Genomic DNA, 19,319 nt, shown 5'->3' on the forward strand with positions numbered 1-19,319 from the left:
CTTCGGCGGGAGTCGTTCCGATCAACCTTTTGGCGACTAGGACGTTGAGGGTGGGATGATTCGTTCACGCGTCATCTGCGATACCCCGCCCATCCCCTGCTCACGTTGATCCCATGAACATCTCCGGCACCTTCATCCGTCGCCCGATCGGCACCTCGCTGCTGGCGATCGGCCTGTTCGTGGGCGGCATGATCTGCTACTTCCTGCTCGGCGTGGCGGCGCTGCCGAACATGCAGTTCCCCGCGATCTTCGTGCAGGCCAGCCAGGCCGGCGCCGACGCCAGCACCATGGCGTCCACCGTGGCCGCGCCGCTGGAGCGCCACCTGGGCCAGGTGCCCGGCATCGAGACGATGCGCTCGTCCAGCTCCGAGGGCAGCACCTTCGTCTTCATGATGTTCCAGAACGGCACCGACCTGGACGCGGCCGCGCGCGACGTGCAGGCGGCGATCAACTCGGCGGCGCCGGACCTGCCCAGCGGCCTCAACGGCGCACCGGGCTACCAGAAGGCCAACCCGAACGACGATCCGATCATCGCGCTGGCGATGACCTCCGACACCCAGTCCGCCGCCGACCTCTACAACGCGGCCGACTCGCTGCTGGCCCAGCGCCTGCGCCAGTTGCCCGGCGTGTCGTCGGTGGAGATCGCCGGCGCCGCCACGCCGGCGATCCGCGTCGACGTGAACCTGCGCGCGCTGAACGCGATGGGCTTGTCGCCGGACCAGCTGCGCAACGCGCTGAGCGCGGCCAACGTCACCTCGCCGGAGGGCTTCCTGTCCAACGGCAAGACCACCATGGCGATCAGCGCCACCACGCAGATGCACAGCGCCGACGAATTCGCCCAGCTGGTCATCGCCAACCGCAATGGCACGCCGGTGCGGCTGTCCGACGTGGCCAAGGTCTATGCCGGCCAGCAGGACGCGTACCAGGCGGCCTGGTTCCGCGGCAAGCCGGCGGTGCTGATGTACGTCTACAAGAAGGCCGACGCCAACGTGATCGCCACGGTGGACCTGGTCAAGGACCAGTTGCCGACCCTGCGCGCCTACCTGCAGCCGGGCACCGAACTCACCCCGTTCTTCGACGGCACGCCGACCATCCGCGCCTCGCTGCACGAGGTGCAGGCCACCTTGCTGATCTCGCTGGCGATGGTGATCCTCACGATGGCGCTGTTCCTGCGCCGGCTGGCGCCCACGCTGATCGCGGCGGCAGCCGTGCCGCTGTCGCTGGCCGGCGCGTTCGTGGTGATGTACATCCTCGGCTACACCCTGAACAACCTCACCCTGCTGGCGCTGGTGATCGCGATCGGCTTCGTGGTCGACGACGCGATCGTGGTGATCGAGAACATCATCCGCCACATCGACAACGGCATGACGCGGATGCAGGCCACCCTCGCCGGCGCCCGCGAAATCGGCTTCACCATCGTGTCGATCACCGCCTCGCTGATCGCGGTGTTCATCCCGCTGCTGTTCGCCGGCGGCGTCACCGGCATGTTCATGCACGAATTCGCGGTGACCCTGGTGTCGGCGATCGTGGTTTCCGCGCTGGTCTCGCTGACCCTCACGCCGGCGCTGTGCGGGCGCTTCCTCAGCGGGCATGACGCGCACAAGGCGGCAGCGCCGTCGCGACTGGCGCGTTCGCTGGACGGTTTCCACGCCGGCATGCTGCGGGTCTACACCCGCGCGCTGAACTTCTCGCTGCGGCACGCGCTGCTGTTCGCGCTGACGCCGCTGGCGCTGATCGTGGCCACCTTCTTCCTGTTCGGCGTGGTCAAGACCGGCTTGTTCCCGCAGCAGGACACCGGCCTGATCTGGGGCCGCGCCAGTTCCAGCGCCACGGTCTCCTTCGCCGAGAGCAAGCAGCGGCTGGAACGGCTGACCGCGATGCTGATGGCCGATCCCGACGTGGCCACCGTGGGCTCGCGCCTGGGCAGCAGCCGACAGGGCACCAGCGGCTCGTTCAACATCGACCTGAAGACCCGGGCGCAGGGTCGCAAGGACGACACCTTCACCGTGCTGGCGCGACTCAGCGCCAAGGCGGCCAAGTATCCCGACCTCAACCTGCGCCTGCGCCCGGTGCAGGACCTGCCCAGCGGCGGCGGTGGCGGCACCAGCCAGGGCGCCCAGTACCAGGTTTCACTGCAGGGCAACGACCAGGCCAGCCTGCAGGAATGGCTGCCGAAGCTGCAGGCCGAGCTGAAGAAGAATCCCAAGCTCAGCGACGTGGGCACCGACGTCGACGAAGCGGGCCTGCGCCAGAACATGGTGATCGACCGCGACAAGGCCGCGCGCCTGGGCGTGTCGATCGGCGCGATCGACGGCGCGCTCTACGACGCCTTCGGCCAGCGCCAGGTCAGCACGATCTACTCCGACATCAACCAGTACAAGGTGGTGGTCAACGCGCTGCCCGACCAGACCGCCACGCCCGATGCGCTGAACCGCATCTACGTCGCCTCCAGCAGCGGCAGGATGATTCCGATCACCGCCTTCACCCGGCAGGAGCCGGGGCTGGCGCCATCGCAGATCACCCACGAAAACCAGTACAGCACGATGGACCTCAGCTTCAACCTCGCGCCCGGCGTCAGCATGGGCGAGGCGATGGGGATCATCCAGGGCACCGTGCAGAACATGCGCATGCCCGGCGACATCAAGGTGCAGATGGGCGGCAACTTCCGGCGCTTCGAGCAATCGCAGAGCGGCATGGGCTGGCTGATCCTGGCTGCGGTGCTGACCGTCTACATCGTGCTCGGCATGCTGTACGAAAACCTGATCCACCCGGTGACCATCCTGTCCACCCTGCCGGCCGCCGGCGTCGGCGCGCTGCTGGCGTTGTGGCTGACCGGCACCGAATTGTCGGTGGTGGCGCAGATCGCGCTGGTGCTGTTGATCGGCATCGTCAAGAAGAACGCGATCATGATGATCGACTTCGCCCTGGTCGCCGAACGCGAGCACGGCAAGAGTCCGCTCGAAGCCGCGCGCGAGGCGTGCACCGTGCGCTTCCGCCCGATCATGATGACCACGATGGTGGCGATCCTCGCCGCGCTGCCCATCGCGATCGGCCTGGGCGAAGGCAGCGAACTGCGCCGCCCGCTGGGCATCGCCCTGATCGGCGGTCTGCTGATCTCGCAAAGCCTCACCCTGCTGAGCACCCCGGCGCTGTACGTGATCTTCTCCTGCCTGGCCGAACGGCGCAGGGCGTGGTCGGCGCGCCGACGCGAGCGCCAGCTGGCGCGGCGCCGCCGTCAGCTGGCGGGGGCGTGACGACGGCCGTCGTGAGTCGTCCGGGCACCCGACCGTGCCGTTGGTCGCCCTGAACAGGGACGCTCCCGGCACCGGCTTCCAGGCTGAACACTTCGGCAACGCACTCACAAGGCGTTAACCGGGCGACCGTTACCTATGACTCCCTCTTCAATAGAGACGGAGACAACGCCATGGGCAACGAAACCGGCAAGCCGGACTTCTCCGACGTGCGCAGCGAGGTGCGCAGCCAGGCCGCGCAGATGCCGCCTGCGGCGAAGGCCGATTTCAGCGACGTGCAATCGCATGTGAGTTCGACCGCCGACGAAGCCACAGTCTACGAAGTGGTGGCAGGCGACAGCCTGTCGAAGATAGCCAGGCATTTCTATGGCAACGGCAATGCGTGGAAGCCGATCTTCGATGCGAACCGTGACCAGCTCACCGACCCGGACCACATCAAGGCCGGGCAGATGCTGAAAATTCCGGCGAAGCCCTGAGCAACGACACCGCAAGCCCCGCAACAGGAGACATGCCATGAAGATGACTCGCCAACCCCTGATCCTCACCGCATCACTGGCCGCAGCGCTGGCGCTGGGCGGCTGCGGCAAGACCGACGATTCGGCCTCGCAGATTCCCGCCACGCCACCGCCCGCGGCCACGGCGCCGGCGCCTCCGCCCACCACCATGGCGCCCGCCCCCGCCAGCACCGCGGCCATGGGCATGGACAACACCGGCAACGCGGCGGCGATCAGCTTCAGCTCGGTCCAGCTGGGTTCCAGCGTGGACGCGAACAACCGGATCGCGGCCAGCGGCGACTCGTTCGCGCCGAAGGACAGCATCTATGCGTCGGTCGATACGACGGGCAGCGGCAACGGCACGCTGGCCGCGAAGTGGACCTACCAGGATGGCCAGACCGTGCATGAGGACAGCAAGGCGCTGAATGCGAGCGGGCCGGAAACCACCGTGTTCATGATCAGCAAGCCGAGCGGTTTCCCCGCCGGCAACTACAAGGTGGACATCTCGCTGGACGGCCGGCCGGTCGCCAGCAAGGACTTCTCGGTCAAGTAAACGGGTGAGGTCCGTGTCGGGCGTGCGGCGCGACGCGCCGCACGCCCGACCGTTCCGGTCAGCGGTCCGGAACGACCGTTCAGGCCGGCAAGGCCGCGGCGGCGTGCTGCAATGACAGGCCGGTTTCCCGCTTGAAGCGCTGGGCCAGCTGTTCGCGCAGTGCCAGACGTTCGTCCGCATCGCGCCCGGCCCCATGCAATTCCACATGCCGCCATACCGCCACGCTGGCCAGTTGCGCACCAGGCACTTCGGAGTGGCGGCGGCTGTCGCCCTGCCAGTACACCGCGACCCAGCCTTCCGGCTCCGCCGAGTGGGTTTCGTCCACCGGCAGGATCAGCGAGCCGTCCAGCAAGGATAGTGCGCATTCGCGGCCGTCGGCGTGCTGGCAGGTGTACAGCGGTTGCAGGCCGGCGATGAAGTCGACGATGGATTGGCTCAACTGACTCATATTCCTTCCTTGTCATGGGCGTTGATCACGCGCTGCACCTGGCGGTGCAGGCGGCCGGCAGTTGCCGCGCCAGCCGGCGCATTCTGGCATGGCTACACGCTCGCGCACCGCCTGCGGTGGCCGGGAACGGGCATTCGCGCGACAATGGGCAGTCATCTGTCGCGGTTATGCCGCCCTTGCCAGGGAATCCCCGCTCGCCATGTCCCAGACCCCGAAGATCATCTACACCCTCACCGATGAAGCGCCATTCCTGGCCACCCAGTCGCTGCTGCCGATCGTCAGCGCGTTCGCCGGCACCGCGGGCATCCGGCTGGAGACGCGCGACATCTCGCTGGCCGGCCGCATCATCGCGCTGTTCCCGGAAATGCTGAAGGAAGACCAGCGCATCGCCGACGACCTCGCCGAGCTGGGCCAGCTGGCCACCACGCCGGAAGCGAACATCATCAAGCTGCCCAACATCAGCGCCTCGATGCCGCAGCTGAAGGCCGCGATCAGGGAATTGCAGGGCCAGGGTTACGCGCTGCCGGACTATCCGGATGCGCCGAAGGACGATGCCGAAAAGGACATCAGGGCGCGCTACGACCGGGTCAAGGGCAGCGCGGTGAACCCGGTGCTGCGCGAGGGCAATTCCGATCGCCGCGCGCCGGTCTCGGTGAAGAACTATGCGCGCAAGCACCCGCACAAGATGGGTGCCTGGAGCGGCGATTCGCAGACCCATGTGGCGCACATGGACGGCGGAGACTTCTATGGCAGCGAGAAGTCCGTCTTGGTCGGGAAGGCCGGCAACGTCAGCATCGAATGGTTCGGCAAGGACGGCAGCCACAGCGTGCTGAAGCCGAAGACCGCGCTGCTCGCGGACGAGATCATCGACGCGTCGGTGATGAGCCGCAAGGCGCTGGCCGGCTTCATCGATGCGCAGATCGCCGAAGCGAAGAAGCGCGGCGTGCTGTTCTCGCTGCACCTCAAGGCCACCATGATGAAGGTCTCCGACCCGATCATGTTCGGCGTGGCGGTGGGCGAGTTCTACAAGGACGTGCTGGCGAAACACGCCGACGTGCTAAAGCAGGCCGGCTTCAACCCGAACAACGGCATCGGCGACCTGTACGCGCGCCTCGGCTCGCTGACCGAGGCGCAGCAGGCGGCGATCAAGGCCGACCTCGACGCCGAGTACGCCCAGCGCCCGGGCGTGGCGATGGTCAATTCCGACAAGGGCATCACCAACCTGCACGTGCCCAGCGACGTGATCATCGACGCCTCGATGCCGGCGATGATCCGCGACTCCGGCAAGATGTGGAACGCCGAAGGCAAGCTGCAGGACATCGTGGCGGTGATCCCCGACCGCTGCTACGCCGGCGTGTACCAGGCCACCATCGAGGACTGCAAGGCGCACGGTGCATTCGACCCGGCCACCATGGGCAGCGTGCCGAACGTGGGCCTGATGGCGCAGGCGGCCGAGGAATACGGCTCGCACGACAAGACCTTCCAGATCGCCGGCGACGGCGTGGTCAAGGTGATCGACGAAGCGGGCAACGTGCTGCTGCAGCACGACGTGGAGGCCGGCGACATCTGGCGCATGTGCCAGACCAAGGATGCGCCGATCCGCGACTGGGTGAAGCTGGCGGTGGGCCGCGCCCGGCACACGCCGGCGGTGTTCTGGCTCGATCCGCAGCGCGCGCATGACGCGCAGGTGATCGCCAAGGTCGAGCGCTACCTGAAGGATTACGACCTCAGCGGGCTGGACATCCGCATCATGGATCCGGTGGCGGCCACGAAGTTCTCGCTGGAGCGCATCCGCCAGGGGCTGGACACCATCTCGGTCACGGGCAACGTGCTGCGCGACTACCTCACCGACCTGTTCCCGATCATGGAGCTGGGCACCAGCGCGAAGATGCTGTCGATCGTGCCGCTGATGAACGGTGGCGGCCTGTTCGAGACCGGCGCCGGTGGTTCCGCACCGAAACACGTGCAGCAGTTCCTCGAAGAGAACTACCTGCGCTGGGATTCGCTGGGCGAATTCCTGGCGCTGGCCGCCTCGCTGGAACACCTGGGCAGCCGCTATGGCAGCGCCGAGGTGGACGTGCTGGCGAAGACCCTGGACCAGGCCAACGGCAAGTTCCTCGACACCGACAAGTCGCCCTCGCGCAAGGTCGGCGGCATCGACAACCGCGGCAGCCACTTCTACCTGGCGATGTACTGGGCCCAGGCACTGGCCGCCCAGGACGTGAACGCGGAGCTGAAGGCGAAGTTCGCGCCGCTGGCGAAGCTGCTGACCGAGAACGAGCAGAAGATCGTCGCCGAACTTGCGCAAGTGCAGGGTCACGGCGTCGAGATCGGTGGCTACTACCATCCCGACATGACCAGGGTCGGCCAGGCGATGCGCCCGAGCGCGACATTGAACGCGGCGCTGGCGCAGCTGTCGAAGTGACGCACTGAGCCGGTCCGTGCCGGAAACGGGGCGCCGATCGGCGCCCCGTTTTTCTTTGCGGTCGCGCCCGCCTTCGGGTCGCGCGGCATCGCCGGTCATCATCTGGAGAGGGAGTTTTCGCGATGCGTGTTTGGCAAGGGCTGTGTCCGCTGCTGCTGGTCGTCACCCTGCCGCTGTTCGCGCAATCGGCGTCCGCGCCGGCGCCGGCGTCATCCGCCTCGTCCCCGGTCGCCGACCTGCCGATGGTGGTGGTCAGCGGCGTGCAACCCGGGCCGGGTCTGTGGAAGGTCAGCAAGGGCGATCACGTGATGTGGGTGCTGGGCACGCTGTCGCCGTTGCCCCGCGACATGCAGTGGCAGGCGCAGGAGGTGGAGCAGGTGATCGCCGCCTCGCAACAGGTGCTGCTGGCGCCTGCGGTCAGGCTCGAGGCCAAGGTGGGCTTCTTCGGCAAGCTCTTCCTGCTGCCCTCGGCGTACAGCGCGCGCAAGAATGATGACGGCCGCCGGCTGCAGGACGTGCTGCCGCCGCCGGTGCATGCACGCTGGCTGGTGTTGAAGCAGAAGTACATCGGCCGCGATCGCGGCGTCGAGCGCTGGCGTCCGCTGTTCGCCTCGGAGGAGCTCTACCACAAGGCGCTGAAGGCGAACGGCCTGAGTCGTTCCGGTGGCATCCAGGCGAGCATCGATGGCCTGGCCAAACAGCACGGCGTGGCCGAGGTGCCGGTGGACTATCGCGTGGTGATCGAGCATCCGCGCGAGGCGATCAAGGCCTTCAGGCAGGCGGCGCCACACGACACCACCTGCTTCATCCGCACCCTGGACAGCGTCGAGCACGACATGCCGGCGATGACCGCACGGGCGAACGCCTGGGCCACCGGCGACCTGCAAACCCTGCGCCGACTGCCCGACAGCGATCGCCGTGACGCCTGCGTGGCGGCGGTGACCGGCGCCGGCTTTGCGCAGACACTGGGTCTCGGCGACGTGCCGGCACGCCTGCGCGCCACCTGGCTGACGGCCGCGCGCAAGGCGCTGACGGCCAACGCGCAGACCTTCGCCTTGCTGCCGATGGACGAACTGCTGAGCCCGGACGGCTACCTGGCCACGTTGCGTGCCGAGGGCTACCAGGTCGACGCGCCGGAATGATCCGTACGGACGGTCAGGCGCTGGCGACATCCAGTCGTGCGATCTCGCCGTCGTCCAGCTGCAGCCCGGTGGCGCCGAGCAATTCGCGCAGCTGCTCCACGCTGGTGGCGCTGACGATCGGCGCGGTGAGGCCGGGGCGGGCGATCAGCCAGGCCAGTGCGACCTGGGCGGGAGTGGCGTGGTGGGCGGCGGCCACCGCGTCCAGCGCGGCCAGCACCTGCAGGCCGTGCGGGTTCAGGAACTTCTTCACCGCGCCGCCGCGTGCCGAACTCTTGGCGAGATCTGACGCGCTCCGATATTTCCCGCTGAGGAAGCCGCTGGCCAGCGCGTAATAGCTGATCACGCCGATGTTCTCGCGGCGGATCAGCGGTTCCAGTTCCTGCTCGTAGCCGGCGCGGCTGACCAGGTTGTACTCCGGCTGCAGGCTTTCGTAGCGGGGCAGGCCGTGCCGTTGCGACATCGCCAGCGCGTCGGCGAAACGGGCGGCGCTGAAGTTGGACGCGCCGATCACGCGCACCTTGCCGGCCTCGATCAAGCGGGCGAAGGCGCCCAGGGTTTCTTCCATCGGCACGCTGGCGTCGTCCTCGTGCGCCTGGTACAGGTCGATGCAGTCGACCTGCAGGCGCTGCAGCGAACCGTCCACTGCCTGCTGGATGTTCACCGGCGACAGGCCCGGCTGCTCGGCCCACTTGGCCACCTTGGTCGAGATCACCACGCGGTCGCGCTTGCCGCTCTGCTTCAGCCACTTGCCGATGATGGTTTCCGATTCGCCGCCACGGTTGCCCGGCACCCACGCCGGATAGACGTCCGCGGTGTCGATCAGGTTGCCGCCGGCGTCGACGAACGCATCGAGCAGTTCGAATGAACGCTTCTCGTCGGCGCTCCAGCCGAACACGTTGCCGCCGAAGGCGAGCGGGGCGATGGAAAGCGGCGAGTTGCCGAGTGGGCGCTGGTGCATGGAATACCCCGGATAGCGATGAGCGATGCAGCCGAAGTGGCTGCATCTCCGCGGTATTCAAGCCCGGGCCGGGTTCAGCGTGGACTCGCCATGCGCGGCCACACGTGCGCGCAGCAGGCCATCACGGTGCGTTTGGCCAGGGTGACTTGCTTGCCATCTTGCGGGGGTTTGGCCGGCGCGTCGGGCTGCCAGTCCAGGTCTTCCTTGCGCACCAGATGGCCGTGCAGGAACAGCAAATCTTTCCACAACGAGTTCATGGGAAGCCTCCTCGGGAGGATTGCGTCTTGGGGAGAGCTCAAGATACGCACGTCACAGATCGCCAAAAAGCGATATATTCGCAAGCCAGGCTTGAGGGAAATTCAAGATGGGAAAGTTGCCGCTGGGCCTGTTGCAGCAGTTCGTGCTGGTTGCCCGGCAAGGCAACCTGTCGCGCGCGGCGGCCCAGGCGAATCTCACCGTCAGCGCCCTCAGCCATCAGATGCGCCAGCTGGAAGAGCGACTGGAACAGCGCCTGTTCGAACGCGGGCCGCGTGGCGTGAAGCTGACCACCGAGGGCTGCAGCCTGCTCGATGCGGTGGGCGAGCACCTCGATCGCATCGAGCATGCGCTGTTGCGTTATCGCAAGCAGGCGCATGACACGTTCACGCTGAGCGCCAGCGCGGGAATCATGTCGGGCTGGCTGGTGCCGCGGCTGCCGCGACTGGTTGCCGCGCATCCCGAACTGGAGCTCAACCTGCAATCGGGCTCCACCCTGGTGAATTTCGAGCGCGAGCCGGTCGACGCCGCGCTGCGCTACGGGCGCGGCAAGTGGGAAGGCCTGCACAGCGAACGCCTGTTCGGTGAATGGATCGCGCCGGTCGTCGCGCCGGAACTGGTGGCGAAAATGGCCGGCGCCGATCCGCACGACCTGTCGCAATGGCCGCTGCTCGGCGATCCCAATCCGTCCAGTCGCTGGAAGGACTGGTTCGCCAAGGTCGGCGGTTCGCCGCCGCGCCGTTACGTGGCGAATTTCGACAGCTTCGATGCGCTGCGACATGCAACGCTGGAAGGTCTCGGTGTGGCGATGGGGCGCATGGTGATGTCGAAGTCGCTGATCGACGCCGGCCGGCTGATGGTGCTGGGCGAGCGCTATCTGGCGGTGGAGGATGCGTACTGGCTGGTGTATCCCACGCGCTCGAAGGACCATCCGGGGCTGCAGGTGTTTCGCCAATGGTTGCTGGCCGAAGCCGACGATTACTGCAGCAATCTGCCGGTGCCCGGCAACGACGGTGCTCCTTGATCAGCGTTGCCCCGGGCTGAAACGGTTTCGAAAACGCTCTGCGCCAGTCATCATTCTTCGTTGTGCATTCGACTGTGAGGAGCTGAAACCATGAAGTCACGCGCCGCCGTCGCCTGGGAAGCAGGCAAGCCGTTGTCGATCGAGCAAGTGGATGTCGCCGGCCCGAAGGCGGGCGAGGTGCTGGTGCGCATCGTCGCCACCGGCGTCTGCCACACCGACGCGTTCACCTTGTCCGGCGCCGATCCGGAGGGCATGTTCCCGGTGATCCTGGGCCACGAGGGCGGCGGCATCGTCGAGGAAGTCGGCGAGGGCGTCACCTCGCTGAAGGTCGGCGACCACGTGATCCCGCTGTACACGCCCGAATGCGGCGAGTGCAAGTTCTGCCGGTCCGGCAAGACCAACCTGTGCCAGAAGATCCGCGTGACCCAGGGCCAGGGCCTGATGCCCGACGGCACTTCGCGCTTCTCGTTGAACGGCAAGCCGCTGCTGCACTACATGGGCACCAGCACGTTCAGCGAATACACCGTGCTGCCGGAGATCTCGCTGGCGAAGATCAACCCGGCCGCGCCGCTGGAAAAGGTCTGCCTGCTCGGTTGCGGCATCACCACCGGCATCGGCGCGGTACTGAACACCGCGAAGGTGGAGCCGGGCGCATCGGTGGCGGTGTTCGGCCTGGGCGGCATCGGTCTGTCGGTGGTGCAGGGCGCAGTGATGGCGAAAGCCGGGCGCATCGTGGTGGTCGATACCAATCCGACCAAGTTCGAGATGGCCAGGCTGTTGGGCGCCACCGACTGCATCAACCCGAAGGACTACCCGGACACGCCGATCCAGCAGGTGATCGTCGAGTTCACCGACGGCGGCGTGGATTATTCGTTCGAGTGCATCGGCAACGTCCATGTGATGCGCTCGGCGCTGGAGTGCTGCCACAAGGGCTGGGGCGAGTCGATCATCATCGGCGTGGCCGGCGCCGGCCAGGAGATCAGCACGCGGCCGTTCCAGCTGGTCACCGGGCGGGTCTGGCGCGGTTCGGCGTTCGGCGGGGTGAAGGGCCGCTCGCAGCTGCCCGGCTACGTCGACCGCTACATGGCCGGCGAGATCCGCATCGACGAGATGATCACCGAGGTGCTGCCGCTGGAACGCATCAACGAGGCGTTCGACCTGATGCACGAGGGCAAGGTGATCCGCTCGGTGATCCACTACTGACGTAGAATGTGCGGGCGCCGCCAGCCACGCTGACGGCGTTCGCCGTTTCCATGTCTGCACACGTCATGCCCAGGGTCGTTCCATGAGCCGCACTGCCATCCTCGTCGACGGTGCCTTCTTTCTTGCCCGCTACCGCAAGGTCTACGGCGAGCGCGACGCCGGTGATGCGCGGGCGGTGGCCAAGACCGTGTTCGGCATGGCGCTGGAGCACCTGAAGGCGGTCGACCGCCCACGCGAACAGCTGTACCGGATCTTCTTCTACGATTGCCCGCCGCTGGAAAAGAGTTTCATCAAGCCGGTCAGCGGCGACAGTGTAGACTTCGGCCGTACCGGCGCCGCCGCGTTCCGCCGCGAGCTGCACGACCAGTTGCGTCGCCAGCGCAAGATGGCGCTGCGGCTGGGGCGCCTGTCCGAGCGCGGCGAGTGGCAGCTGAAGCGCAGTACCTACCAGCAGTTGCGCGACGGCAGCCTGCGCTGGGACGATCTGGACGATGGCCATTTCGAGCCGGACATGCGCCAGACCCAGGTCGACATGAAGATCGGCATCGACATCGCGGCGCTGACCTACAAGAAGCTGGTCGACCAGATCATCCTGATCGCCGGCGACGCGGATTTCATCCCGGCCGCGAAGCTGGCTCGCTACGAAGGCATCGACTTCATCCTCGACCCGATGTGGCAGGGCATCGCGCCGGACCTGCACGAACACATCGACGGCCTGCAATCGGTGTGCCCGCGTCCGTCCTGAGGTCTCCACCGGGATTGCACATGGTTTTCGTGATATTGGAAATTCGTACGTTCCGCCACACGCCAGGGAGTTGACCATGATTCGTGCAACCGCAGCGGCGAAACCTGCCGGGATCGGCATCGCGGCAGTCTTGCTGCTGGCATCCGCGCTGCTGCTGCCCGGGCCTGCCCGCGCACAGGCCGCGTCGGCTGGATCGGTGGAGTCGGACCAGCCCGTGGATGAACTGGTGCCGCCCACCAGCGCCAGCGACTTCACCGCTTCGCAACTGGACAGCGTGCTGGCCGGCAGCTGGCGTTCGCCCGCCAACCGCGCGCGCGACGCCTACCGCCATCCCAAGGCCACCCTGCAGTTCTTCGGCGTGCGGCCGGACCAGACGGTGATCGAGATCACGCCCGGCGGTGGCTGGTACGCGGAAATCCTGGCGCCGCTGCTGAACGACAACGGCCATTACATCGCCGCGGAGAAAGCCCCGTCCGCCGACAGCGAGGCACGCAGCGACGACAGCGCGTTGCGTCGGAAATTCGCCGCCGACCCGGCGCATTACGGCAATGCCCGCATCGTCGAATTCGATGCCGCCGCGCCGAAGTTCGGGGCGCCCGGTTCGGCCGACGTGGTGCTGACCTTCCGCAACGTGCACAACTGGATTGCTGCCGATAAAGGCACGGCCGGCACCGGGCCGGCCATGTTCAAGGCCTTCTTCGACGTGCTCAAGCCCGGCGGCGTGCTCGGTGTGGTCGATCACCGCGCCAGCGAAGGCGCCGTGATCGATGCGGTGAAAGGCAGCGGCTACCTGCCCACGCCGTACGTGGTGAAGCTGGCGACCGATGCCGGCTTCGTGCTGGAGGAAAGCAGTGAAGTCAACGCGAATCCGAAAGACACGAAGGACTATCCGAAGGGCGTCTGGACCCTGCCGCCGACCCTGACCCTGGGCGACCAGGACAAGGCCAAGTACCAGGCGATCGGCGAGTCGGACCGGATGACGCTGAAGTTCGTCAAACCGACGGCACCCGCCGGAAATGAAGCGCATTGAGCATGGCCTGATGCGCTGCGCTGTCACGCCCACATGCTGATCGCCCTCAACAAGCCTTACGGCGTGCTCTGCCAGTTCACCGATGATCGCGGTCGCCCGACGCTGGCGGATTTCGTCGTGCAAAAGGACGTCTATGCGGCTGGACGGCTGGATCAGGACAGCGAGGGCCTGCTGCTGTTGACCGACGACGGGCGCCTCGCCCATCGACTCACCGATCCCCGCCACAAGCAGGCCAAGACCTACCTGGCGCAGCTCGACGGCAGCGTCGACGAGGCGGCGCTGCATAAGCTTTCGCGTGGCCTGGTGCTGAGCGATGGTCCGACCCTGCCGGCCGAGGCGAAGCTGGTCGACGAGCCGACATGGCTGTGGCCGCGCAACCCGCCCGTGCGTTTCCGCAAGGCGATCCCGACCAGCTGGATCAGCCTAACGCTGCGCGAAGGACGCAACCGGCAGGTGCGCCGGATGACCGCCGCGGCCGGGTTTCCGACCCTGCGCCTGATCCGCGTGCAGATCGGCGAACACCGGCTGGCCGGCCTCGCCCCGGGCGAGACGCGCGTGCTGGCGGACTGAGTCGCCGCGCCCGCTACGCAGCCTGTCACGAGCTGCGCGGCAGGCCGAAGAACGCCTCGGCCGTCGCGGTGCTGTTCGCCGCCGTCACGGCCACGCTTTCGCCGCGATCGCGGGCGATTTCCTCGCAGATGTGCTTCAGGTACATCGGCTCGTTGCGCCGGTGCGCGGGTTGCGGGCGCACCGTGCGCGGCAGCAGGTAGGGCGCGTCCGTTTCGATCATCAGCCGGTTGGCCGGGATCTCGCGCACCAGTTCGCGCAAATGCGTGCCACGGCGTTCGTCGCAGATCCAGCCGGTGATGCCGATATGGCAGTCCAGCGCCAGGTAGTCACGCAGCGCCTCGCCGGTATCGGTGAAGCAGTGCACCACCGCCCCCGGAACCTTGTCGCGGTAGCGGGCGAGCAGGGCGACGAAGTCGCCGTGGGCGTCGCGCTGGTGCAGGAACAGCGGCTTGCCCGCGTCCACCGCCAGCTGCAGCTGCCGTTCGAACACCTGCAGCTGCACCCCGCGCGGCGAGTAGTTGCGGTTGTAGTCCAGGCCGGTTTCGCCGATGGCCACCACCGCGGGGTCCTGCGCGAACTCGCGCAGCGCCGCGTCGGTCGCATCGTCGTATTCCACGGCGTGGTGGGGATGGACGCCAGCCGTGGCAAACAGTCGGGCCGGATGCCGGGCCGCCAGCACGTGGGCGCTGGCACTGCCGTCGCGCGACGCGCCGGTGACAATCATCCGGTCCACGCCGTGCGCATGCGCACGTTGCATCACAGCATCCAGGTCGTGATGGAAGGACTCGTGGGTGAGGTTGGCGCCGATATCGATGAGAGACATGCGTTTTTCCGGGACATTCGTCGATCATGTTGCCAGAACCGCGTCGCCGGGTCCCTGTTCGCGTACCTCCATCCGGTACGTTTTGCCTCAATGGATGAAGGTCCGCCGTCCGGGAAGGTGCCGAGTCGGGGTTTCTCGGCGCAACGCAGCATGCGATCAAAGGCGGATCGCCCGCGTAGTCGCGCTCGCGTGCGGACGATGGTCTCGCGCATCTGCCCAGCGAGTCCCCGGTTACCCGGAAAAAGTCGCGTTGACCACCGCTGGAACTTGCGATAGTTTCAAGCGACGGCGTCACATTCCTGACGTCGTGGGGCAGGTGTCGTGCGAGGGGGGAGCTTTCGCATGATTCCGTCAATCCCCAACCAGGACATTCAACAACGCGCGCGTGGAAATGCGCGTGACGGGCTTTTGCACGCCTCGAACGAGGTGCGGCTTTCAACGGGAGGGATTGCATGGACAAGAAATGGGTAGCGCGCGGTTCGGGTCTGGCACTGGCTGGACTGCTTATCGCCACGGCGGCCACCGCGGCCGAACCACAGACGGCGGCGCAGGCAACATCGGTAACGGTGCAGGGCGTGCAGGTGGCGATTTCGCCGACCGGTCAGCTCGTGGCCCCCACGCCGGAGCAGCGCGCGGCTTTGTCGCGGGCGATGCTGCAGCAGTCCGCGACTGCGTCTTCGAAGCGCACCCTTGGCCAGCCGGCCGCGCCGCGTAACGAGGCCGAGGCTCGTGCCACTTTCCATACCTTCAAGCTCAGGAATGGGCATGCCGCGGTGGGCATGGCCTTGCCGGAGAATCTCATGAGCAGCCTGGTCGCCGAACGTCGGGCCGATGGCAGCCTGAGCATCCATCACGAGGGTGACACCCAGAGCGCCCCGGCATCGGTGGAGGTGACGAAATGATCCGTCGCAACCGCATGTTCAATGCATTCCTCGGTCTCGGCCTGATCTTCATGGCCGGCCAGGTGTCGGCCGCCGACATCAAGATCTCCAACCAGGACGTCGGCACCGGCCAGGGCCTGGATGATCCGACGCCCGCCACGCCGGTCGGTGGCAATCCGGGTACCACGCGCGGCGAGCAGGCACAGATCGTGTTCAAGTTCGCGGCCGATATCTGGGGCGCGGTGCTGCAGAGCGACGTTCCGGTCACGGTCAGCGCCAGCTTCGCCAAGCTCAGCTGCGACGCCACTTCGGGCGTGCTTGGCTCGGCGGGTACCACCAACATCTACTCCTTCGCGGCACCGGCGCCACAGGGCGCGGTCGCCAATACCTGGTATCACTCGGCGCTGTTTGATTCGCTCGCCGGCGAGGATGCGGGCGACGGTGCAGCGGACATTCGTGCACGCTTCAACGGCGCGCTCGGTTCCACCGGTTGCCTCGAGGGTTCCAGCTGGTACTTCGGTCTGGATGGCAAGCAGCCGGCCGGCAGCATCGACTTCCTCAACGTGGTGCTGCACGAGATGGCCCACGGCCTGGGCTTCTCCGGTTTCGGCAGCCTCACCACCGGCCAGCCGCTGCAGGGCAACGATGGCGTCGGTCGCCAGGACATCTACACGACCTTCGTCTACGACGATACCCAGCAGATGAGCTGGTATGCGATGACGCCGACCCAGCGTGTCGCCTCGGCGCTCAACGACGGCAACCTCGTGTTCACCGGCGCTAACGTGAAGGAACAGGCACCGCTGGCACTGGGCAAGGTGACCACGCTGCGTGTCTCCGCACCGGCGGGTGCCGCCGGCGACTATGCCTTCAACCAGAGCAGCAGCCCGATTCCGGCAACCCCGGCCAATTTCAGCGGCTCGATCATCGGGGCGATCAGTCCCCCGCTTTCGCCCAGCACCAGCAACTTCGAGGGCTGCAACCCGTTCACCAACGCGGCCGACGTGGCCGGCCATCTCGTGCTGGTCAATCGCGGCACCTGCTCTTTCGACATCAAGGCAGGCAACGCCATCGCCGCCGGCGCGACCGGCGTCATCATTGCCAACAACGCCGCCGGCACCATCGTGCCCGCCATCACGGCGAGCATCCCGGTGATCTCGGTCAGCCAGGCTGACGGCAACACGTTGCGGGCGAATCTGGCGGGTCTGACCGGTGCTCTCGTCCTCGGCGACGTGATGGCCGGTGCCGACGCGGCCGGCAACGTGCAGCTGTACGCACCGACCGTGCTGGCGCAGGGCTCGTCGTTCTCGCATTACGACACGCGCCTGACTCCCAATGCGCTGATGGAATACGCCATCAATGCGGATCTGGCGGGCCATATCGACCTCGACCTGACCCCCGCGCTGTTCCAGGACGAAGGCTGGCAGTTGAACGAGGGTACGCAGAGCCTGCTGGGCTGCGACAGCGGTATCCCGACCTGGCTGCCCGGTGGCGTGGTGATCGGTGCCAACGTGGTCGCCAACGCCAGGATCATCGCCGGTGCTGCTCCGACGGTGGGCGACTATCGCCCGGCAGTGCGTGCCTACGCGTCCGGTCTTGCCACCGACGGTCTCATCACCGGTGGTCAGGCCAGCAGCCTCAATGCCTGCCTCAGTGATGCGGAAACCCTGAACCAGTGGAAGGCGTGGAGTGCGTTTGCGCCGCAGGAAATCTCCGCCGGCGTGACCGTGCCGGGGCAATCCGGTGCGGCGGCCTCGAGCAAGGTTTACACGCTGGAGGTCCCGGCCGGGGCGCTGGGCTTGAGCCTGCGCACGCTGGGCGGCACGGGTGACGTGACGGTCTACGTGAAGCTCGGTTCGCAGGCTTCGCCGGCGGACTACGGCTGGAAGTCGGTGCATGCCCGCACCAACAGCGAAGCGGTGATGATCACGCGTCCGGTGGCGGGAACCTACTACCTCACCGTATACGGCGAGACCGACTACAGCGGCGTGACGGTGCTGGGCAACTTCACCCAGCGGTAAGCCACAGATCGCCTGGCAGCGACGACTCCGGTCGTCCTGCCAGGCTCCTCTGGATCGGTGTTCTGTCGCGGCCAGGCAATCCAATGCTTCGCATCGTGGCAGGCGCATCGTTCCGAGGCGTGGCATCGCGTCTGCCGGCGATCGGCAAATCCGAATTTTTCGCACCAGCGGCCGGGCCATCGCGGCAGGCCATGGCTGGTGCCATCCATAGAGTTGCATGTCATAACCGCCGAGGTGTTGCATGAACAAGATTTACAGGAAGGTATGGAGCCGCACGCTGGGCGCCATGGTTGCCGTTTCCGAGCTGGCCTCGACGCGCGGCAAGGCAGGGTCCGTCGGGCTGGTTTGCGGCGCGGTTGCACTGGTCGGTGCGTTGGCGCTGGCTCCCGTCGCCACGGCCTCGGCCCAGAACCTGCCGGCAACGTGCCAGCTCGATGTGGGCACGCCGGGTGCGGTATCCGGTGACGACGCCTTCGTCTGCGGTCCGGATGCTTCCGCGACCGGTGATCGTGCGACGGCGGTGGGCGCACTCAGCTTCGCCGGGTCCGACGACAGCGCAGCCTTTGGCGCCGGTGCGCTGGCGCTGGGCACCGGCTCTTCGGCGACGGGCAGCAGCAGCGTGGCGATCGGTCAGGAAAGTTCGGCCTACGGCTTCCAGTCCGATGCCGAAGGTGACTACAGCACGGCGGTAGGCGCGAGCAGCGTGGCGCTGGGCGAAGGTTCCACCGTGGTCGGTTGGGGCGGCAGCGCGCTGGGCGTGTTCTCCGTGGCCACCGGTTACGGCGCGGTCGCGACGGGCGACAACAGCGTGGCCAGCGGTGCGAACGCGATGGCCGACGGCATCGGCAGCGTGGCGACCGGCAGCGACAGCCACGCGGCGGCGGACAACAGCTCGGCATACGGCAACGGCGCCCAGGCCATCGGCGGCAACAGCTCGGCCTACGGCGCGGGCGCGACGGCCACCGGTGCGGACAGCGTGGCGATCGGCGGAGAGGCGACCAACATCCTGACCGGTACCACCGGTGCGGCGACGGCGGGCGACGGCGGCACCGCCATCGGTCGGAGAGGCGACCAACATCCTGACCGGTACCACCGGTGCGGCGACGGCGGGCGACGGCGGCACCGCCATCGGTGCCAGCGCGATCGCCAGTGGTCTGGCGGCGTCATCGGTGGGCATCGGTGCGCAGGCTGACGGTGACGAATCCACCGCGCTTGGCGCGCTGGCGTATACCCCGGGCACGTATGCCACGGCGGTCGGCGCCGAATCGGCGGCGACCGGCGAGTATTCCACCACGGTGGGCTCGACGTCGGTGGCCACCGGTGACCAATCCGTCGCCCTGGGCTTCGGGGCAGCGGCGACGCAGATAGCGACCGTGGCGGTTGGCGCGCAGAGTTTTGCCGCCGGCGTGGCGGCCACGGCGACCGGTTACGGTGCCAGCGCCAATGGCGACTATTCGCTGGCCAGTGGCGCGTTCGCGGCGGCCGACGGTGTCAGCAGT

Annotated in this window: 17 protein-coding genes and 1 pseudogene; 14 read left to right on the plus strand and 4 right to left on the minus strand. The window is 67.2% G+C overall.

The features are described 5' to 3' along the window. The first annotated feature begins 113 nt into the window (after nt 1–113). The 3 genes from ASD55_RS16720 to ASD55_RS16730 all read left to right on the plus strand — a co-directional run bounded on the left by ASD55_RS16720 (nt 114) and on the right by ASD55_RS16730 (nt 4,298). Nucleotides 114–3,254 carry an efflux RND transporter permease subunit gene (locus ASD55_RS16720; protein ID WP_056714471.1) on the plus strand — a complete coding sequence of 1,047 codons (3,141 nt, stop codon included), beginning with the start codon at nt 114–116 and terminating at the stop codon, nt 3,252–3,254. A gap of 170 nt (nt 3,255–3,424) precedes the next feature. Further along, nucleotides 3,425–3,727 carry a LysM peptidoglycan-binding domain-containing protein gene (locus tag ASD55_RS16725; protein ID WP_056714474.1) on the plus strand — a complete coding sequence of 101 codons (303 nt, stop codon included), beginning with the start codon at nt 3,425–3,427 and terminating at the stop codon, nt 3,725–3,727. Nucleotides 3,728–3,764: 37 nt separating this feature from the next. Continuing rightward, on the plus strand, nt 3,765–4,298 hold the full coding sequence (locus tag ASD55_RS16730) for a hypothetical protein (protein ID WP_056714477.1): 534 nt from the start codon (nt 3,765–3,767) through the stop codon (nt 4,296–4,298). A gap of 79 nt (nt 4,299–4,377) precedes the next feature. On the opposite strand, the gene ASD55_RS16735 is transcribed toward ASD55_RS16730, so the two are convergent. Next, a complete protein-coding gene (locus ASD55_RS16735) occupies nt 4,378–4,746 on the minus strand; it encodes a hypothetical protein (protein WP_235577862.1) in 369 nt (122 codons plus the stop codon). 199 nt (nt 4,747–4,945) lie between these two features. Here ASD55_RS16735 and ASD55_RS16740 point away from each other — a divergent pair, with 199 nt between their 5' ends. Both ASD55_RS16740 and ASD55_RS16745 read left to right on the plus strand, forming a co-directional pair. Continuing rightward, entirely contained in the window at nt 4,946–7,171 is a 2,226-nt protein-coding gene (locus ASD55_RS16740) for an NADP-dependent isocitrate dehydrogenase (protein WP_056767993.1), read from the plus strand. Between the two features lie 122 nt (nt 7,172–7,293). Further along, nucleotides 7,294–8,313 carry a TraB/GumN family protein gene (locus tag ASD55_RS16745; RefSeq protein WP_056767996.1) on the plus strand — a complete coding sequence of 340 codons (1,020 nt, stop codon included), beginning with the start codon at nt 7,294–7,296 and terminating at the stop codon, nt 8,311–8,313. 13 nt (nt 8,314–8,326) lie between these two features. Here the strand turns inward: ASD55_RS16745 and ASD55_RS16750 are convergent, their stop codons facing one another. Beyond that, complete coding sequence (locus tag ASD55_RS16750; protein ID WP_056767999.1) at nt 8,327–9,271, minus strand: aldo/keto reductase; 945 nt, start codon at nt 9,269–9,271, stop codon at nt 8,327–8,329. A 74-nt stretch (nt 9,272–9,345) separates the two neighbouring features. Beyond that, nucleotides 9,346–9,528, minus strand: a complete 183-nt coding sequence (locus tag ASD55_RS16755; protein ID WP_056713886.1) for a hypothetical protein — start codon at nt 9,526–9,528, stop codon at nt 9,346–9,348. A gap of 107 nt (nt 9,529–9,635) precedes the next feature. Between ASD55_RS16755 and ASD55_RS16760 the strand changes: the two genes are divergently transcribed. The 5 genes from ASD55_RS16760 (at nt 9,636) to ASD55_RS16780 (ending at nt 14,098) form a co-directional block, all read left to right on the plus strand. After that, nucleotides 9,636–10,550, plus strand: coding sequence for a LysR substrate-binding domain-containing protein (locus tag ASD55_RS16760; protein WP_056713883.1), 915 nt, complete (start codon nt 9,636–9,638; stop codon nt 10,548–10,550). Between the two features lie 90 nt (nt 10,551–10,640). Next, nucleotides 10,641–11,753 carry an S-(hydroxymethyl)glutathione dehydrogenase/class III alcohol dehydrogenase gene (locus ASD55_RS16765; RefSeq protein ID WP_056768002.1) on the plus strand — a complete coding sequence of 371 codons (1,113 nt, stop codon included), beginning with the start codon at nt 10,641–10,643 and terminating at the stop codon, nt 11,751–11,753. An 82-nt stretch (nt 11,754–11,835) separates the two neighbouring features. Beyond that, a complete protein-coding gene (locus tag ASD55_RS16770) occupies nt 11,836–12,498 on the plus strand; it encodes an NYN domain-containing protein (RefSeq protein ID WP_056713878.1) in 663 nt (220 codons plus the stop codon). Between the two features lie 76 nt (nt 12,499–12,574). Continuing rightward, complete coding sequence (locus tag ASD55_RS16775) at nt 12,575–13,528, plus strand: class I SAM-dependent methyltransferase (protein WP_056768003.1); 954 nt, start codon at nt 12,575–12,577, stop codon at nt 13,526–13,528. A 33-nt stretch (nt 13,529–13,561) separates the two neighbouring features. Further along, nucleotides 13,562–14,098: a pseudouridine synthase gene (locus ASD55_RS16780; RefSeq protein WP_056713875.1), complete on the plus strand. Its 537-nt coding sequence runs from the start codon at nt 13,562–13,564 to the stop codon at nt 14,096–14,098. A gap of 25 nt (nt 14,099–14,123) precedes the next feature. Here ASD55_RS16780 and ASD55_RS16785 read toward each other — a convergent pair whose 3' ends face one another. Continuing rightward, complete coding sequence (locus tag ASD55_RS16785; RefSeq protein ID WP_056768007.1) at nt 14,124–14,921, minus strand: TatD family hydrolase; 798 nt, start codon at nt 14,919–14,921, stop codon at nt 14,124–14,126. A gap of 452 nt (nt 14,922–15,373) precedes the next feature. Here ASD55_RS16785 and ASD55_RS16790 point away from each other — a divergent pair, with 452 nt between their 5' ends. The 4 genes and pseudogenes from ASD55_RS16790 to ASD55_RS18655 form a co-directional block, all read left to right on the plus strand. After that, entirely contained in the window at nt 15,374–15,823 is a 450-nt protein-coding gene (locus ASD55_RS16790; RefSeq protein WP_056768010.1) for a hypothetical protein, read from the plus strand. Next, nucleotides 15,820–17,820 (plus strand): PA domain-containing protein, encoded by a 2,001-nt coding sequence (locus ASD55_RS16795; RefSeq protein ID WP_056768013.1) that lies wholly within the window; start codon nt 15,820–15,822, stop codon nt 17,818–17,820. Before ASD55_RS16790 ends, ASD55_RS16795 begins: the two co-directional genes overlap by 4 nt. Before the next feature lie 241 nt (nt 17,821–18,061). Further along, nucleotides 18,062–19,012 (plus strand): ESPR-type extended signal peptide-containing protein, encoded by a 951-nt coding sequence (locus tag ASD55_RS16800; RefSeq protein WP_056768016.1) that lies wholly within the window; start codon nt 18,062–18,064, stop codon nt 19,010–19,012. After that, nucleotides 18,990–19,319 (plus strand): annotated as a pseudogene (locus ASD55_RS18655) (hypothetical protein); the annotation flags it as partial. The gene ASD55_RS16800 and the pseudogene ASD55_RS18655, both read left to right, overlap by 23 nt.

Source organism: Rhodanobacter sp. Root561, from assembly GCF_001427365.1.
In the GTDB taxonomy this organism is placed as follows: domain Bacteria; phylum Pseudomonadota; class Gammaproteobacteria; order Xanthomonadales; family Rhodanobacteraceae; genus Rhodanobacter.

Bases quoted from the DNA above. Each gene is read 5' to 3' on its own strand.
- ASD55_RS16735 (WP_235577862.1), bottom strand. From the start codon at position 4,746: ATGAGTCAGTTGAGCCAATCCATCGTCGACTTCATCGCCGGCCTGCAA.
- ASD55_RS16760 (WP_056713883.1), top strand. From the start codon at position 9,636: ATGGGAAAGTTGCCGCTGGGCCTGTTGCAGCAGTTCGTGCTGGTTGCC.
- ASD55_RS16795 (WP_056768013.1), top strand. From the start codon at position 15,820: ATGATCCGTCGCAACCGCATGTTCAATGCATTCCTCGGTCTCGGCCTG.
- ASD55_RS16720 (WP_056714471.1), top strand. From the start codon at position 114: ATGAACATCTCCGGCACCTTCATCCGTCGCCCGATCGGCACCTCGCTG.
- ASD55_RS16770 (WP_056713878.1), top strand. From the start codon at position 11,836: ATGAGCCGCACTGCCATCCTCGTCGACGGTGCCTTCTTTCTTGCCCGC.
- ASD55_RS16740 (WP_056767993.1), top strand. From the start codon at position 4,946: ATGTCCCAGACCCCGAAGATCATCTACACCCTCACCGATGAAGCGCCA.
- ASD55_RS16725 (WP_056714474.1), top strand. From the start codon at position 3,425: ATGGGCAACGAAACCGGCAAGCCGGACTTCTCCGACGTGCGCAGCGAG.
- ASD55_RS16750 (WP_056767999.1), bottom strand. From the start codon at position 9,271: ATGCACCAGCGCCCACTCGGCAACTCGCCGCTTTCCATCGCCCCGCTC.
- ASD55_RS16755 (WP_056713886.1), bottom strand. From the start codon at position 9,528: ATGAACTCGTTGTGGAAAGATTTGCTGTTCCTGCACGGCCATCTGGTG.
- ASD55_RS16745 (WP_056767996.1), top strand. From the start codon at position 7,294: ATGCGTGTTTGGCAAGGGCTGTGTCCGCTGCTGCTGGTCGTCACCCTG.
- ASD55_RS16785 (WP_056768007.1), bottom strand. From the start codon at position 14,921: ATGTCTCTCATCGATATCGGCGCCAACCTCACCCACGAGTCCTTCCAT.
- ASD55_RS16730 (WP_056714477.1), top strand. From the start codon at position 3,765: ATGAAGATGACTCGCCAACCCCTGATCCTCACCGCATCACTGGCCGCA.
- ASD55_RS16800 (WP_056768016.1), top strand. From the start codon at position 18,062: ATGAACAAGATTTACAGGAAGGTATGGAGCCGCACGCTGGGCGCCATG.
- ASD55_RS16775 (WP_056768003.1), top strand. From the start codon at position 12,575: ATGATTCGTGCAACCGCAGCGGCGAAACCTGCCGGGATCGGCATCGCG.
- ASD55_RS16780 (WP_056713875.1), top strand. From the start codon at position 13,562: ATGCTGATCGCCCTCAACAAGCCTTACGGCGTGCTCTGCCAGTTCACC.
- ASD55_RS16765 (WP_056768002.1), top strand. From the start codon at position 10,641: ATGAAGTCACGCGCCGCCGTCGCCTGGGAAGCAGGCAAGCCGTTGTCG.
- ASD55_RS16790 (WP_056768010.1), top strand. From the start codon at position 15,374: ATGGACAAGAAATGGGTAGCGCGCGGTTCGGGTCTGGCACTGGCTGGA.